This window comes from Streptomyces sp. NPDC052687, from assembly GCF_040678395.1.
Lineage (GTDB): Bacteria > Actinomycetota > Actinomycetes > Streptomycetales > Streptomycetaceae > Streptomyces.
In genome coordinates, this window is sequence record NZ_JBFATR010000002.1 from 196,608 (window position 1) to 211,668 (window position 15,061).

A 15,061-nucleotide genomic window follows, 5' to 3' on the forward strand; every position below is an offset into this window, starting at 1 on the left:
GGCGGAGCCCTGGCGCGGGCGGGGGTTCACGCCCCCGTCCGCTGCCGGCTGCGCCGGCCCAGCAGCTCCGCCAGCCCCTGCCGCGTCGCCGCGAGGACGACCCGGTCGCCGTCCTTGAGGACGTAGCCGTCGGGCAGGTCCCAGACCAGCCCCGACGGCCGCCCCGCGACGGAGGCCTCACCGTCGTCGCCGGCGCCGTCCCCGGCCGGCCCGGTGTCCAGGGCCAGCACCCGCCACCACCCCGGCCGGAACGCCTCGGCCACCGTCCGCCCCTCCAGCCGGGGATGCCCGCCCACGTCGACGGCGGCGAACAGCAGCACCCGCCGCTCCACCGGGATCGCCCCGAGGATCTGCCGCCCGAACATCGCCCCGGCGAACGCGGGCGCCGCCAGATGGGACACGCTCCGGCTGCGGGTGAGCGCGTGCGGGTGCGCGGCCCGCAGGGTGCGGTACACGGCGGTCGCGAAGTCGTCGTCGTACAGCCGCAGCACCACCCGCAGATCGGGCCGCACCGAGCGGGCGTACAGCGCGGCCTCCAGGTTCGTGGTGTCCGCGCTGGTCACCGCGAGCAGCGCGTGCGCGCGATGGATCTTCGCGGCCTCCAGCACGCCCTCCTGGGTGACGTCGCCCAGCACCACCGGCACCCGCAGCCGCCGCGCCGTGGCGAGGCCGCGGGCCTCCGGGTCGGACTCCACGCACACCACCGGGATGTGCAGCTCCCGCAGCCGGGTCAGCACCCGGGTGCCGATCTTGCCGAGTCCGAGCAGCACCACGTGCCCGCCGAGCCCGCGCGGCGGCTTGCGCAGCGCGGACGCGCTCCGGAAGGTGCCGAGGCCTTCCAGCACCGCGGCCAGCAGCACCGGCAGCAGCAGCAACCCGACCAGGCCGGACAGCAGTTGCAGCACCTGCCGGGCGGTGGACTCCTTCAGGGCGGGCTCGTTGATCGCGAACAGGTCGAGGAGCGTCACATAGGTGGCGTGCAGCAGATGCGAGCCGGTCACCACCTTCAGCGCCACGGCCAGCCCGATCACACACGCCACCAGCCCGAACAGCGACCACCGCAGCCGCCGGGAGAACAGCGAGCCGAACGGCAGCGCCCCGCCGCGCGCGCCCCGGGAGGGACCGGAGTACGACACCTGCTCCAGCACCACCGCGCCCCGCCCGGTGGCGGCGCGCACCGTCGCCGCGTCCGGCAGCAGCTGCGGACCCTGGTCCCCGCTGCCCTCCGAACCGTCCGCGCCGGCCGGGTCGTTGCTGGTTGCGGAGAGCAGCGCCAGGGTGGCCAGTCCGGGGTCGGCGACCTCGCCGGGCGCGGGCGGCGGGCGCTCGACCGCGCGCAGCAGCAGGCCCTCGGTCTGCACGACCTTGCTGGTGCCGGCGAGGGCGGAGGCGGCCAGCGCGGGCGCGGCGGTGTCGGCGTCGGACAGGACGGTCGTGGAGGCGTCGAAGCCGGTGGCGCCGTCGCCGAGGGCCAGGGTGGCGGCCTGGTCGAGCAGGTCCTCGATGTGCTGGCCGAGCCGCCGGTTGTACAGGCGCAGGACGAGCCGCAGCCGGTGGTTGAGGCGGCGGGCGGCGAGCGCGGCACGGATGTTGGTCTCGTCGTCGTCGTACACCAGCGCCAGCGCGGCGGCCCGCTGCACGCCCGCCTCGGCGAGCACGGCCTCGGTCAGCTCGGTGGCCTGGATGACGCGCTGGGCCGAGGCCTCGGCGGCCGCGCCGCCGCCCCCGCTGCCACCGCCGCTCCCGCTTCCGTTCCCGTTGCCCCGGCCCACGGCGGCGTTCACCATGTCCCGCAGGGCCGCCGACGCCGCGCGGGCCCGGCCGACGACCGGCTGGCGCACCCGGCGGCCGGAGGGCGGCACGACGAGGGTGACCTGTTCGCCGTAGACGATCCGCAGCTCGGCGGCGAGCCGGTGCGCGAGCCCGTCGTCGCCGCACACCACCATGTGCGCGGCCGCGTCACCCGGCAGACCCTGGTTCGGAACGGTCCCCATGTGAGGAAACACTGCCCCAACGGGCCCATCGGTTCCACGAAGACTGAACGTCGGGCGACTTCGCGGCGTACTGACCGACGTGGCCGACACCGCCGGAACCTCCCGCACCCGCCTCGACTCCTCCCTCCTGCTCGCCCTGCTCCTGCCCCTGCTGCTTCTCGCCCAGGGCCCCGTGCGGAGCGCCCTGGCCGCGCCGGTGATGCAGAGCTGGACGACGGTGTTCGTGGCGGTGACCGTGCAGGCGCTGCCCTTCCTGGTGTTCGGGGTGGTGCTGTCGGCGGTGATCGGCGTCCTCGTGCCGCCGTCCTTCTTCGCCCGCGCCCTGCCGGGCCGGCCCGCGGCGGCCGTGCCGGTCGCGGGGCTCGCGGGGGCGGTGCTGCCGGGCTGCGAGTGCGCGTCGGTGCCGGTGGCGGGCGCGCTGATGCGCCGGGGTGTCACCCCGGCCGCCGCGCTGGCGTTCCTGCTGTCCGCGCCCGCGATCAACCCGGTCGTCCTCACCGCGACGGCGGTCGCCTTCCCCGGCGCGCCGGAGATGGTGGCGGCCCGGTTCGTGGCCGGTCTGCTCGCGGCGTGCGCGATGGGCTGGCTGTGGCAGCGGCTGGGCCGCGCCGACTGGCTGCGCCCGCCGTCCCGGCCGGAGCACGCGGGGCAGGGCCGTGGCGCGGCCTTCTGGGGGTCGGTGCGCCACGACGTGCTGCACGCGGGCGGCTTCCTGGTGCTCGGTGCGGCGGCCGCCGCCACGCTGAAGGCGGTGGTGCCCGAGGGCTGGCTGCGCGCGGCGGCGGAAAACCCGGTGGTGGGCGTGGTGACGCTCGCCCTGCTGGCCGTCGTGCTGTCGATCTGCTCGGAGGCGGACGCGTTCGTGGCCGCGTCCCTGACCCCCTTCGGCCCGACCGCCCGCCTGGCGTTCCTGGTCGTCGGCCCGATGGTCGACCTGAAGCTGATCGCGATGCAGTCGGCCCTGTTCGGCCGGGGTTTCGCGGCCCGCTTCGCGCCCGCCACCTTCGCCGTCGCCGTGACCTGCGCCGTCCTGACCGGGGCGGTACTGCTGTGAGCCGGGCGGCGCGGACGGCGGTGCTGTTCCTGCTCGGGGCGGTACTGCTGTGAGCCGGGCGGCGCGGACGGCATTGCTGTTCCTGCTCGGGGCGGTGCCGCTGTGAGCCGGGCGGCGCAGGCGGCGGTGCTGTTCCTGCTCGGGGCGGTGCCGCTGTGAGCCGGGCGGCGCAGGCGGCGGTGCTGTTCCTGCTCGGCGCGGTGCTGCTGCGCACCGGGGCCGGTGACACCTCCCTGCGCTATGTGAAGGAGGCGCTGCGCCCGCTGCTGCTCGCCTCCGGCGCCGTACTGGTCGCGACGGCGGGCGCGACGGCCTGGTACGCCCACCGGGAGCGCCGCGCGGCGCCCCACGGCACCGCCCACCCCGCGCCCCGCGTCTCCTGGCTGCTGCTCCTGCCGGTCCTCGCGCTCGTCCTCGTCGCCCCGCCCGCGCTCGGCTCGTACAGCGCGATGCGCGCCGGTACGGCGCTGCAACGCCCGCCCGCCTTCCCGCCGTTGCCGCCGGGCGACCCGGTCCCGCTGGGGCTCGCCGACTACGCGGCCCGCGCGGTCTACGACGACGCCCGCTCCCTCGACGGGCGCCGCGTCCGCGTCACCGGCTTCGTCGCGCTCGGCGGCGACGGCACGCCCTACCTCGTGCGGATGACCCTCGACTGCTGTGCCGCGGACGCCCAGCCGGTGAAGGTGGCCCTCACCGGCCGGGTCCCGCCGGTGCTGAACCCCGACGGCTGGCTGGAGGTCACCGGCACCGCCACCGGCCGCCGCACGCGGGACCCGGTGAACGCGCGCCCCGTGCCGTACCTGGACGTCGAGCGGGCCCGCCCGGTCCCGGCGCCCCGGAACCCGTACGCCGACCGGGAGCGGTGACCCGGCGGCCGGGTTCAGTGAACGGACAGCCCGCCGTCCACGAACAGCGACTGCCCGGTGACGTAGGCGGAGGCGCGGCTCGCCAGGAACACCGCCGCGCCCGCGAAGTCCTCGGCGAGACCGTTGCGGCCGGTCATGGTGCGGGCGGCCAGCTCGGCGACCTTGGCGGGGTCGCTGGACAGCCGCTCGTTGAGCGGGGTCATCACGAAGCCCGGCACGAGGGTGTTGCAGGTGACGCCGTACGGCGACCAGGCCTCCGCCTGCGACCGGGCCAGCGCCTCCAGGCCGCCCTTGGACACCCCGTACGCGCCGCTCTGCACGAACGCCCGGTGCGCCTGCTGGGAGCTGACGTGGATGATCCGCCCGAAGCCGCGCTCGGCCATGCCGGGCCCGAACCGCTGCCCGAGCAGGAACGGCGCCTCCAGGTTGACGGCGAGGGTGATGTCCCAGACGTCGTCGCCGAGTTCGCCGAGCGGCGGACGCAGGTTGACGCCCGCGGAGTTCACCAGGATGTCCGGCTCCCCGAACACCGCGGCGGCCTCCTCGGCGGCCGCCCGCACCCCCGCGCGGGTGGCGAGGTCGGCGCTGACCCACCCGGCCCGGCAGCCGTCGGCGGTCAGCTCGTCGACGGTCTCGGCCAGTTGCGCCTCGCGCCGCGCCACCACCACGACCCGTGCCCCGGCCCGCGCCAGCGCGCCGGCCACGGCCCGCCCGATCCCGGAGCTGCCCCCGGTGACGACGGCGACGCGGCCGTCCAGCGAGAACAGGTCGGACAGATAGGTCTGCGAGCTCATGTGCGCACCCCTGGATCGACGGACACCTGCGGCCAACCTACGCGGGGGATTCGGGGCGGTGCCGACCGGGCAGTCCAGCGGTGACACCCACCCGCGCGACGACCATGGAGGACGCGTGAAGGTCTCCGTCGACCCCGACCTCTGCTACGGCTCCGGCGACTGCGTGTACCGCGCGCCGCACGTCTTCACCGTGGTGGACGGTTTCGGGGCCGTCCTGCCGGGCCGCGAGGACACCGGCGACGACCCCCGGGTCCGCGAGGCGGCCGAGGGCTGCCCGTCGCAGGCGATCAGCCTCGGCGGGTGACCGGCCAGCGCCAGCCGCTCGCGGCCAGCGCCCGCGCCCTGGCCCCCGCCACCGCCGTCCGGGCCCGGCGTTCGACCGGGTCCGTGTGGGCGGGCCGGCCCGTGACCTGGCCGTCCCACTTGCGGTAGAGCAGGCCGGGCTCGCGGCTGAACCAGCCGCGGCTGACCGCGTCCAGGGCGAGGAGCAGACCGGTGTCCTCGGAGGCGGGCAGGGCCATCCAGCCGCCGAGCGCGAGCAGCAGATCGCGGCGGGCGCAGAGGGAGGCGGGGTGGACGGGCGCGCGGTGGTCGTTGGCCGACCAGTGGGCGAGGACGGTACCGGGTTCGAGGGGGCCCTCGTCGGGGTCGCCGGGGAAGGCGGCCGTGGAGCCGTCGGGCAGCAGGTCGAGGACGCCGGAGGTGGCCCAGCCGAGGCTGGGGTCCGCCTCCAGGGCGGCCACGTCGCGGGCGAGCGCGCCGGGGGTGAGCCGGTCGTCGGCGTCGAGGACCTTCACGTACGCGCCGTCGGCGTGCGCGAGCGCCATGGTGCGGGCGACGCCGGGCCCGCCGGGGCGGCCCTGGCGGAAGGAGACCCGCGGGTCGTCGGGCACATGGGGGCGGACCCGGTCCGTCTCGCCGTCCTCCTGGATCAGCCACCGCCACTCCCAGCCGTCGGGCAGCCGCTGGTCGCGCAGCGAGGCGTACGCCTCGGGCAGGAACCGCGCCGACGGGGCGTGCACGGCGGTGACGACGGTGACGGTCCCGCGCACGGCGGCGCTCACCACCTTTCCAGCCGGGTCGTGAACCGCAGCTCGGTGCGGTCGCCGGGCAGCGTGCAGAAGGCGACGTCGACGACGCGGTCGTGGATGTCGTACGACGTCTTGCGCAGCAGGATCACCGGCGTGCCCGCGGCGAGGGCCAGGTCGCGGGCCTCCTCGGGGGTCGCGGCGCGCACGGTGACCCGTTCCTCGATCCGGTCGACCTCGATGCCGACGGTGTGCAGCTGGCTCTGCGTGCCGCCCGGCCAGGGCTCGTTGGTCTCGTCCAGCAGGTCCGGGTTGGCCTCGACGAGGTCGTGGCGGAGGTAGGAGGTGACGAGGCTGAGGGGGGCGGGCTCGGTGGCGTGCCGGGTCCGGTAGGTGCGCTCCAGCAGGGGGGTGCCGGGCGGGACGCCGAACGCCTCGGCCAGCTCCGGCGTCGCCCCGGTGAGCCGGTAGGAGGCGTGGAACTCCAGGTCGCCGGTGGTCAGTCCGGTGTCGCGTTCGGTGGCGCCGTCGCCCGCGCAGGCCGCCCGGGGCTTGCGGGCACGGTCCTTCTCCCACTGGTGCCGGCTGTTGTCGCGGACGGCCGGGGTGCGCGGCGGCCGTCCTGGTACGTCCGTGGTCTTCTCGTACGCCTGGGACACGGGCCCAGCCTAGGCGGCTGACGATCATCCGGCAGGGCGGTCCGGCGGGCCGGACACGCGAACGCCCGATCGCTGGTGACGGGGGATACACCAGCGATCGGGCTGACACCCAGCCTAACAAGGCGACTCGTGCGAGGGGAGCCGACTGCTCCGCCCCGCCGAGCGGGTGTGGCGCTAATCACGCGAACGGGTGTCGAACAGGTGCCCGCGACAGCTCACTTCCGCCTCCGGCCGCAGCTCTCCTCCGACTCCCGCCGCGACTCTCGTCCGACTACCGCCGCGACTCTCGTCCGACTCCCGCCACCCGTTCTCGTCCGACCCCCGCCGGACCGCGTCACTCCTCGCAGGGCGGGTCGTACGACAGCCGCGGAAGGTACTCGTTCCACTTCTCCCGCGTCAGCACGCCCCGCGTGGTCGCGCAGATGTGCCGGATCGCCGAGTCGACGTCGAGGTTCCACAGCCGCACGGTGTCGGTGCCGCTGGACACGCCGAGCATGTGACCGGCGGGGCTGAAGGAGAGGAAGTTGCCGGTCTTGGCGTTGGGGCTCATCGACTGGCCGATCGGTGCCGCGTCCGCCGGGCTGGCCACGTCCCACAGCCGGACCGTGTTGTCGTTGCCGCCGCTCGCCAGGGTGCGGCCGTCGCGGCTGAACGTCAGCGACACGACCGCCTCGGTGTGCCCGGTCAGGGTGGCGGCGGGGCGGGCGCCGCGGGCGGGGTCGGAGAGGTCCCACAGCCGGACGGTGTCGTCGTCCCCGCCGCCGGCCAGCGTGCTCCCGTCGGGGCTGAAGGCGAGCACGTTGATCGGCCCCCGGTGGTCGGTGAGCGGCACGTCCAGGCGGGTGGCGCGGGCCGGGTCGGTGACGTTCCACAGCCGGACGGTGCCGTCGGCGCTGCTGCTCGCCAGGGTGTGCCCGTCGGGGCTGAAGACGAGGGCGTTGACGTACCCCTTGTGGCCGGTGAGGGGCGCGCCGAGCGGCACCGGCCGGGCCGGGTCGGCGACGTTCCACAGCCGGACGGTGCGGTCGTCGTACGCGGTCGCCAGGGTGCGCCCGTCGGGGGCGAAGGCCAGCGCGTCGGGGGAGGCGAAGCGGGTGCGCAGGGCGATCGGCGGCCCGGCCGCCACCGGGTGCGCGGGGTCCGTGACGTCCCACAGGTGCACCGACCGCTGGAGGGTCTGCACGGCGAGCAGGTGCCCGTCGGGCGAGAAGGCCAGCGCCCGCTCGCCGCCGTCCCCCGGCATGAACGCCCGCCCCAGCCGCACCGGCCGCGCCGGCCGCCGTACGTCCCACAGCCGCACCTTGCCGTCCCGCGCCGCGGTGGCCAGCACCCGCCCGTCCGGCCGGAACGCCCCGCTGCGGCCGATCATGTCCGAGGTCGGCACCGTCCACAGCCGCACCTTGCTGTCGCCGCTGCCGGTGGCCAGGGTGCGCCCGTCGGGGCTGAACCCGAGCGCGTACATCTCCCCGCTGCTGCCCGCCAGCGGCTCGCCGACCTGCGAGGGGTACGCCGGGTCGCTGACGTTCCACAGGCTGGCGGTGCTGTCCGCGCTGGCGGCGGCGAGGGTGCGCCCGTCGGGGCTGAACGCCACCGACCAGACGGGACCGGTGTGCGCGGTGAGCGGGGGACCGAGCTGGGCGGTGTCCGCGGCTCCGGCCGGGTCCCACAGCCGTACGGTGTCGTCGCCGCCGCCGCTGGCGAGGGTGCGCCCGTCGGGGCTGAACGCCACCGAGTGCACGGTCTCCGTGTGCCCGCTCAGTGTGCCGAGCGCCCGCGCCCGCCGCGGGTCCGCCACGTCCCACAGCCGGATCGTGTGGTCGTCGCCCCCGGCCGCCAGGGTCCGCCCGTCGGGGGCGAACGCCACGGACCGTACGGCCGCCCGGTGCCCCGTCAGCTCGGCGACGCGCCCGGCCCGCCCGGGGTCGGACACGTCCCACAGGCCGACGGTGCGGTCCTCGCTGGCGGAGGCGAGGGTACGGCCGTCCGGACTGAACGCCACCAGGTAGACCGTGCCCTCGTGACCGGTCAGCGGTGTGCCCAGCGGACGCGGGTGCGCCGGATCCCGTACGTCCCACAGCCGGATCACGCCGTCGTCGCCCGCGCTGGCCAGGGTGCGCCCGTCCGGGCTGAAGACCGCGCTGCTCACCCAGGAGCGATGCCCGGCGAGCGGCGCGCCCAGCGGGGCCGGCCGGGTCGGGTCGGCCACGTTCCACAGGCGTACGGTGCGGTCGTAGGAGGCGGTGGCCAGGGTGCGGCCGTCGGGGCTGAACGAGGTCAGGTAGACCGCGCCGGTGTGGCCGAGCAGCGGGGTGGCCAGCGGGGCGTTCACGATCGAGATCAGCCGGTTGTTCGTGCCGGCGTCGTCCGGGCGGAGCCGGTGCGCCACCAGGTCCAGCTGCGCGGACAGCGACGGATCGGTGTACTGCACCCGGTCCGCCTCCGCGACCACCTGCTCGAACACCGCGTCGTCCCGCTGCTGGAAGGCCACCACCGCCGCCCCGACCGCCACCAGCGCCAGCGCCACCAGCGTGGCGACCGCGCCCCGGCTGAGCCAGGCGGTACGGCGGCGCAGCCGCACCGACGCGGCCAGGAACTCCACCGCGCCGCGGGTGAGGTAGGTGTTCCCGGCCGACTTCGCCCAGCTCTCCGCCTGCTCCAGCCGCGACCCCCGGTACAGCAGCGCCGGGTCGCGGTGCGAGGCCTCCCAGGCCCGGCCGTCCTCCTCCAGCCGCTGGCGCAGCAGGTTGCCGCCGCGGTCCTCGTCGATCCACTCCCGCAGCCGGGGCCAGGCGTGCAGCAGCGCCTCGTGGGTGATCTCCACGGTGTCCGCGTCGAGGGTGACCAGCCGGGCGCGGACCAGCGCCTCCAGCGACTCCTCCGTCTTGCGCGGGTCGGCCGACTCCTCCGCGAGCTGCCGGCGGGTGCCGCGCCGCCGGGTCGCGGCGGTGTCCTCGCCGACCCGGACCAGCCGCAGCAGCAGTAATCGGGCGGCCGTCCGGGCCGCCGGGTCCAGCCCCGACCAGGCCCGCTCGGCGGTCGCGGCCACCGCGCCCTGGATACCGCCCGCCGCCCGGTAGCCGGCCAGGGTCAGCCGGCCCGCCTTGCGGCGCTGCCAGGTGGCGAGCAGGGCGTGCGAGAGCAGCGGCAGCACGCCCGCGTCGTGCGCGCCGCGCGGCCCGTCGGAGCTGACCTCCCGCACGATCAGCTCGGCGAGTCCCGGCTCCAGCTCCAGTCCCACCGCCTTGGCCGGGCCGGTGACGGCCTCCCGCAGCTCGGCGGTGGTCAGCGGGCCGAGCACCATGTGCCGGTGCTGGAGGGCGTCGGCGAGTTCGGGGTGGTGCAGGCACTGGTCGTAGAAGTCGGCTCTTATGCCGAGCAGGACCAGGACGGGGGGAGTGGGGGCGGGGGTGGGTTCGGTGGCGGGTTCGGTGGGGGTGGCGGGGGTGCGGGGGGCGCGTTCGCTGGGGTGGGCGGGGGCGCTGGGGCTGCTGAGGCTGGGGTTGCCGGGGGCGCCGGGGCTTTCGTTGCCGAGGGCGCGTCCCGTGGGAGCACCGAGGGCGCTGTAGTCGACGGGACCGCTGGGCGTATCACGGCTGGCGGGACTGCCGGGGCCACCGGCGCGTGCAGGGTGATCGGGGCCGCCGAGATCACCAGGACGACCGCGGAGACCGGGGAGACCGGGGAGACCGGGGAGACCGAGGTGACCGGGCTGACTGCGGCGGCCTGAGTCACCGGAGCCGTCACGGTCATCGGGACGGCCCCTGGCACTTAAGCCGCCTGGGTCCCGGTGGTTGCCCGAGCCACCGGGGCGGCCTGGTTCACCGGGGCGACCCCGGTCCCCCCGTCCGCCGGAGGCGTCGATGCCGTCGGGGGAGCAGGCGGCGTGCAGGAGGCGGATGAAGGTGCGGCGGTCGGCCTCCTCGGCGCAGAGGGTGAACGTCTCCTCGAACTGGTCCACGATCACGACCGGCCGGGCGCCGGGCCCGGCCCAGGCGGCGAACGCCTCCCGCACCGCGCGGGCGAACTCCGGGCCGTCGTCCGCGCCGTCCGGGGCGCCGGCCACGACGTCCCCGAGCCCGGGGACCAGGCGGCACAGCTCGCCGAGCGGATCGGCGCCCGGGACCAGTTGCAGCACCCGCCGCGCCCCGGCGTCGCGCAGTGCCGGGACCAGGCCGGCGTTCAGCAGCGAGGACTTCCCCGCGCCCGAGGCACCGACGAGCATGACGAGGCCGCCGGTACCGCTGTCCTCCACCGCCCGCAGCTGGGCGAGGAGCGCCTCGGTGCTGCGTTCCCGGCCGAAGAACCAGCGTGCGTCCTCCAGCCGGTAGGCGGCCAGGCCCCGGTAGGGGCAGACAGCGGCGGGGAGGTCGGGGGCCGGTTCCTCGGGGGGTGTCTCGCCCGCGGGCCGGTCCGCGACCGGGTCGGCCACCGCCCGCTCCCACAGCCGCTGCCACTCGGCCACGTCGTACAGGCCGGGGCTCACCGGCACGGAACGGATCCGGCGCGCCTGCGGGATCAGTACCTGGAGCACGGCGGCGAGGGCGGCGAACTGGGCGGGGACGTTCTTCGCGCGCCGCCAGTCGCTGATCCGCTGGGCGGAGACCCGCACGGGCCGTCCCCGCTCGTCGATCCGCTCCAGCCGGGTGACCGCCTCGGACACCCGTTTCAAAGGCGGGTTGCCGGCCTCCTTGTACAGCAGCGCGAGCCGTTCAGCGAAGGCTGTGCGTGCCGCCGAGTCGGAACCCAAGGCCTCCACCCCTTTGCCACCGCCCTACCGGACATCCGGACCGGAAAACTCACTCTATACGTCTGACCTGCGGCTTCACCCTGCTCCGGAGACCGGAACCTCCTCCTGACCAGCCACGAATGGCAGGATCTCGACCAGATCCGGAGCGGTAGCCACTCCGCCACTCAGCGCTAGTACCCACACCCGAACGTCCGGTACCGGTCCCCGCGAGGGGAGGGACCGGTGCCGGCCGCAAGCATTGAAGTTCGCACCACGAACCAAAATTGTTCGTGGTGCGAACCTATTGTCGTTCTCGGGGGTGAACGGCCATGCTCGACCACGCACTCGCGTCCCCGTCCGTCCCGGTGTCCCGGCGGCCCGTCGTCTTCGGCTCCGGCGCGCCCGGCGGCGTCGAGGACACGGCGGAACTGCTGCGTACGGTCCAGCGGGCCGACCGCGACGGACTCGACCACTTCTCCCTCTCCGACCACCCCTACCTCGGCGACCGGCTCGACGCGTACGCCGCGCTCGGCTTCCTGCTCGGCGCCACCCGGCACATCGCCGGCTTCGCCAACGTCACCAACCTGCCGAGCCGCCCCGCCCCCGTGCTCGCCCGCACGGTCACCTCCCTGTCCGCGCTCACCGGCGGACGGGTGGTCCTCGGGATGGGCGCGGGCGGGCTGTGGGACCGGATCGCCGACCTGGGCGTGCCCCGGCTGCCGCCCGCCGCGGCGGTCGACGCCTTCGAGGAGGCGATCACGCTGATCCGGAGGCTGTCCGGCGGCGGCGACCCGGTCACCTTCCACGGCCGCCACTACCGGGTGGACGGCATCGCACCGGCCCCCGTGCCCGCGCCGCCCGTCTGGACCGGCTCGGTGGGCCCCAGGTCCCTGGCGGCCACCGGCAGGGTCGCCGACGGCTGGGTCCCCGGCCACGCGGCGGACTGGCTCAGCGAGCGCTACCGCACCTCGCGCCCGGTCATCGACGAGGCCGCTGCCGCGGCGGGCCGCGATCCCCGCGCCATCCGTACGATCTTCAACTTCCCCGGCCGGATCACCGACCGCCCCCTGCCCGCCCCACGCGACCGCGACGGCCGCTGGCTCGGCGGCTCGGTCGCCCAGTGGACCGACAAACTCACCGACGCGGTGCAGAACCACGGCGCCTGCGGCTTCACCCTCTTCGCCCCCGACCACGGCACCCCCGACCCCACCACCCTGTCCCACTGGGCCCGCGACATCGCCCCGGCGGTACGGGAGGTGGTGGCGAAGGAGGAGCTGACGGCCTGAGTGCGGTGGCGGGGGAGGGGCTGACGGCCTGAGCGCGGTGGCGGGGGAGGGGTGACCGTCCGGGCGGCGCCGCGCCCACGGACCCCGGCCACGGACCCCCACGCGCCGAGCCCGCGGGGCACCCCGCCCCGGACCTCCGTGCGCCGACCAGGGCCGGCCGCCAACCCCGTCAACCACAGCCCCCCGCGCCCGGCCCCCGCTCCCGCAGGGACTCCTCACGCGCCCACGTACGCCGCCAGGTGCTCGCCCGTGAGGGTGGAGCGGTCGGCGACCAGGTCGGCCGGGGTGCCCTCGAAGACGACGCGGCCGCCGTCGTGGCCGGCGCCGGGGCCCAGGTCGATGATCCAGTCGGCGTGGGCCATCACGGCCTGGTGGTGCTCGATCACGATGACCGACTTGCCGGAGTCGACCAACCGGTCCAGCAGACCGAGGAGCTGCTCGACGTCGGCCAGGTGCAGACCCGTGGTCGGCTCGTCGAGGACGTAGATCCCGCCCTTCTCGGCCATGTGCGTGGCCAGCTTCAGCCGCTGGCGCTCGCCGCCGGAGAGGGTGGTGAGCGGCTGGCCGAGCGTGAGGTAGCCGAGGCCGACGTCGACGAGCCGCGTGAGGATTTTGTGCGCGGCCGGAGTGCGCGCCTCACCGGCGGCGAAGAACTCCGCGGCCTCGGTCACCGGCATCGCCAGCACCTCGCTGATGTCCCGCCCGCCGAACCGGTACTCCAGCACCGACGCCTCGAACCGCCGCCCCTCGCAGTCCTCGCAGGTGGTGGCGACCCCGGCCATCATCGCCAGGTCGGTGTAGACGACCCCGGCGCCGTTGCAGGACGGGCAGGCGCCCTCGGAGTTGGCGCTGAACAGCGCCGGCTTCACCCCGTTGGCCTTGGCGAAGGCCTTGCGGATCGGGTCGAGCAGCCCGGTGTACGTCGCCGGGTTGCTGCGCCGCGAGCCGCGGATGGGCGCCTGGTCCACCGACACCACGCCCGCGTCCGCCGGGAGCGACCCGTGCAGCAGCGAACTCTTGCCGGACCCGGCGACCCCGGTCACCGCCACCAGCACCCCGAGCGGGACGTCGACGTCCACGCCCTGGAGGTTGTTCGTCCGCGCCCCGCGGATCTCCAGCGTCCCGGTCGGCCGGCGCACCGACTCCTTCAGCGCCGCCCGGTCGTCCAGGTGCCGCCCGGTCACGGTGTCGCTCGCCCGCAGCCCCTCGACGCTGCCCTCGAAGCACACCGTGCCGCCCGCCGTGCCGGCGCCGGGACCCAGGTCCACGACGTGGTCGGCGATCGCGATGACCTCCGGCTTGTGCTCCACGACCAGCACCGTGTTGCCCTTGTCCCGCAGCCGCAGCAGCAGTTCGTTCATCCGCTGGATGTCGTGCGGGTGCAGACCGGTGGTCGGCTCGTCGAAGACGTACGTGACATCGGTGAGCGAGGACCCGAGGTGGCGGATCATCTTCACGCGCTGCGCCTCACCGCCCGACAGCGTGCCCGCGGGCCGCTCCAGCGACAGATAGCCCAGCCCGATCTCCACGAACGAGTCGAGGGTCTGCTGGAGCGCGGTGAGCAGCGGCGCCACCGACGGCTCGTCAAGCTCCCGCACCCACGCGGCCAGGTCGCGGATCTCCATCGCGCAGGCGTCCGCGATGGAGACGCCCTTGATCTTCGACGACCGGGCCCCCTCGCTCAGCCGCGTCCCGTCGCACTCGGGACAGGTGGTGAAGGTGACCGCCCGCTCCACGAACGCCCGGATGTGCGGCTGCATCGCCTCCTTGTCCTTCGCCAGGAACGACTTCTGGATCTTCGGGATCAGGCCCTCGTAGGTGAGGTTGATGCCCTCCACCTTGATCTTCGTCGGCTCCTTGTGGAGCAGGTCGTGCAGTTCCCGCTCGGTGAACTTCCGGATCGGCTTGTCCGGGTCGAAGAAGCCGCAGCCGCTGAAGATCCGCCCGTACCAGCCGTCGACGGTGTAGCCGGGGATCGTCAGCGCGCCCTCGTTCAGCGACTTGCTGTCGTCGTACAGCTGGGTGAGGTCGAAGTCGGTGACCGAGCCGCGCCCCTCGCAGCGCTGGCACATTCCGCCGGTGCGCTCGAACGTCGCCTTCTCCGCCTTCGTCTTCGCCCCGCGCTGCACGGTGATCGCGCCGCTCGCCCGCACCGAGGCCGTGTTGAACGAGTACGCGCTGGGCGGCCCGATGTGCGGGTCGCCGAGCCGGCTGAACAGGATCCGCAGCATCGCGTTGGCGTCGGTGGCGGTGCCGACCGTGGAGCGCGGGTCGGCGCCCATCCGCTGCTGGTCCACGCTGATCACGGTGGTCAGCCCGTCCAGCACGTCCACCTCGGGCCGCGCCGTCGTCGGCATGAAGCCCTGCACGAAGGCGCTGTACGTCTCGTTGATCAGCCGCTGCGACTCCGCGGCGATGGTGTCGAACACCAGCGAGCTCTTGCCCGAGCCGGACACCCCGGTGAACACCGTCAGCCGGCGCTTGGGTATCTCGACGCTGACGTCCTTCAAGTTGTTCTCGCGGGCGCCGACCACGCGGATCAGATCGTGGCTGTCGGCGACGTGCGGGGCGGACGGGCGCGCGTCCGTGCCGGTGGCTCTGGTCATCGTGGCCTCCATGATTCGTGCCGTACGGCGGTGCGGGCGGTGCGGGTG

Annotated in this window: 10 protein-coding genes; 4 read left to right on the forward strand and 6 right to left on the reverse strand. The window is 75.2% G+C overall.

The window, feature by feature from the left end:
- Window positions 1-26 precede the first annotated feature (26 nt).
- Entirely contained in the window at window positions 27-1,946 is a 1,920-nt protein-coding gene (locus AB0K92_RS03830) for an NAD-binding protein (RefSeq protein WP_365919401.1), read from the reverse strand.
- Between the two features lie 127 nt (window positions 1,947-2,073).
- On the opposite strand from AB0K92_RS03830, the gene AB0K92_RS03835 reads away from it, so the two are divergent.
- On the forward strand, window positions 2,074-3,048 hold the full coding sequence (locus AB0K92_RS03835) for a permease (protein ID WP_365919081.1): 975 nt from the start codon (window positions 2,074-2,076) through the stop codon (window positions 3,046-3,048).
- A 155-nt stretch (window positions 3,049-3,203) separates the two neighbouring features.
- Complete coding sequence (locus AB0K92_RS03840) at window positions 3,204-3,914, forward strand: TIGR03943 family protein (RefSeq protein WP_365919083.1); 711 nt, start codon at window positions 3,204-3,206, stop codon at window positions 3,912-3,914.
- 14 nt (window positions 3,915-3,928) lie between these two features.
- Here AB0K92_RS03840 and AB0K92_RS03845 read toward each other — a convergent pair whose 3' ends face one another.
- Window positions 3,929-4,708 carry an SDR family oxidoreductase gene (locus tag AB0K92_RS03845; RefSeq protein WP_365919085.1) on the reverse strand — a complete coding sequence of 260 codons (780 nt, stop codon included), beginning with the start codon at window positions 4,706-4,708 and terminating at the stop codon, window positions 3,929-3,931.
- Between the two features lie 115 nt (window positions 4,709-4,823).
- Here AB0K92_RS03845 and AB0K92_RS03850 point away from each other — a divergent pair, with 115 nt between their 5' ends.
- Window positions 4,824-5,012, forward strand: a complete 189-nt coding sequence (locus AB0K92_RS03850) for a ferredoxin (RefSeq protein WP_166000849.1) — start codon at window positions 4,824-4,826, stop codon at window positions 5,010-5,012.
- Here AB0K92_RS03850 and AB0K92_RS03855 read toward each other — a convergent pair.
- From AB0K92_RS03855 to AB0K92_RS03865, 3 genes are all read right to left on the reverse strand, one after another.
- Window positions 4,996-5,760, reverse strand: a complete 765-nt coding sequence (locus tag AB0K92_RS03855) for a glycosyltransferase family 2 protein (protein WP_365919402.1) — start codon at window positions 5,758-5,760, stop codon at window positions 4,996-4,998. The genes AB0K92_RS03850 and AB0K92_RS03855 overlap by 17 nt on opposite strands.
- Before the next feature lie 8 nt (window positions 5,761-5,768).
- Window positions 5,769-6,395 (reverse strand): UTRA domain-containing protein, encoded by a 627-nt coding sequence (locus AB0K92_RS03860; protein ID WP_365919087.1) that lies wholly within the window; start codon window positions 6,393-6,395, stop codon window positions 5,769-5,771.
- Between the two features lie 334 nt (window positions 6,396-6,729).
- Entirely contained in the window at window positions 6,730-11,151 is a 4,422-nt protein-coding gene (locus AB0K92_RS03865; RefSeq protein WP_365919089.1) for an AAA family ATPase, read from the reverse strand.
- 299 nt (window positions 11,152-11,450) lie between these two features.
- Between AB0K92_RS03865 and AB0K92_RS03870 the strand changes: the two genes are divergently transcribed.
- Entirely contained in the window at window positions 11,451-12,407 is a 957-nt protein-coding gene (locus AB0K92_RS03870) for an LLM class flavin-dependent oxidoreductase (RefSeq protein WP_365919091.1), read from the forward strand.
- Between the two features lie 215 nt (window positions 12,408-12,622).
- On the opposite strand, the gene AB0K92_RS03875 is transcribed toward AB0K92_RS03870, so the two are convergent.
- Window positions 12,623-15,013: an excinuclease ABC subunit UvrA gene (locus AB0K92_RS03875; RefSeq protein ID WP_365919093.1), complete on the reverse strand. Its 2,391-nt coding sequence runs from the start codon at window positions 15,011-15,013 to the stop codon at window positions 12,623-12,625.
- Window positions 15,014-15,061 lie beyond the last annotated feature (48 nt).

Coding starts and splice junctions, on each gene's coding strand:
- AB0K92_RS03830 (WP_365919401.1), bottom strand. CDS start 1,946: ATGGTGGTGTGCGGCGACGACGGGCTCGCGCACCGGCTCGCCGCCGAG.
- AB0K92_RS03845 (WP_365919085.1), bottom strand. CDS start 4,708: ATGAGCTCGCAGACCTATCTGTCCGACCTGTTCTCGCTGGACGGCCGC.
- AB0K92_RS03870 (WP_365919091.1), top strand. CDS start 11,451: ATGCTCGACCACGCACTCGCGTCCCCGTCCGTCCCGGTGTCCCGGCGG.
- AB0K92_RS03875 (WP_365919093.1), bottom strand. CDS start 15,013: ATGACCAGAGCCACCGGCACGGACGCGCGCCCGTCCGCCCCGCACGTC.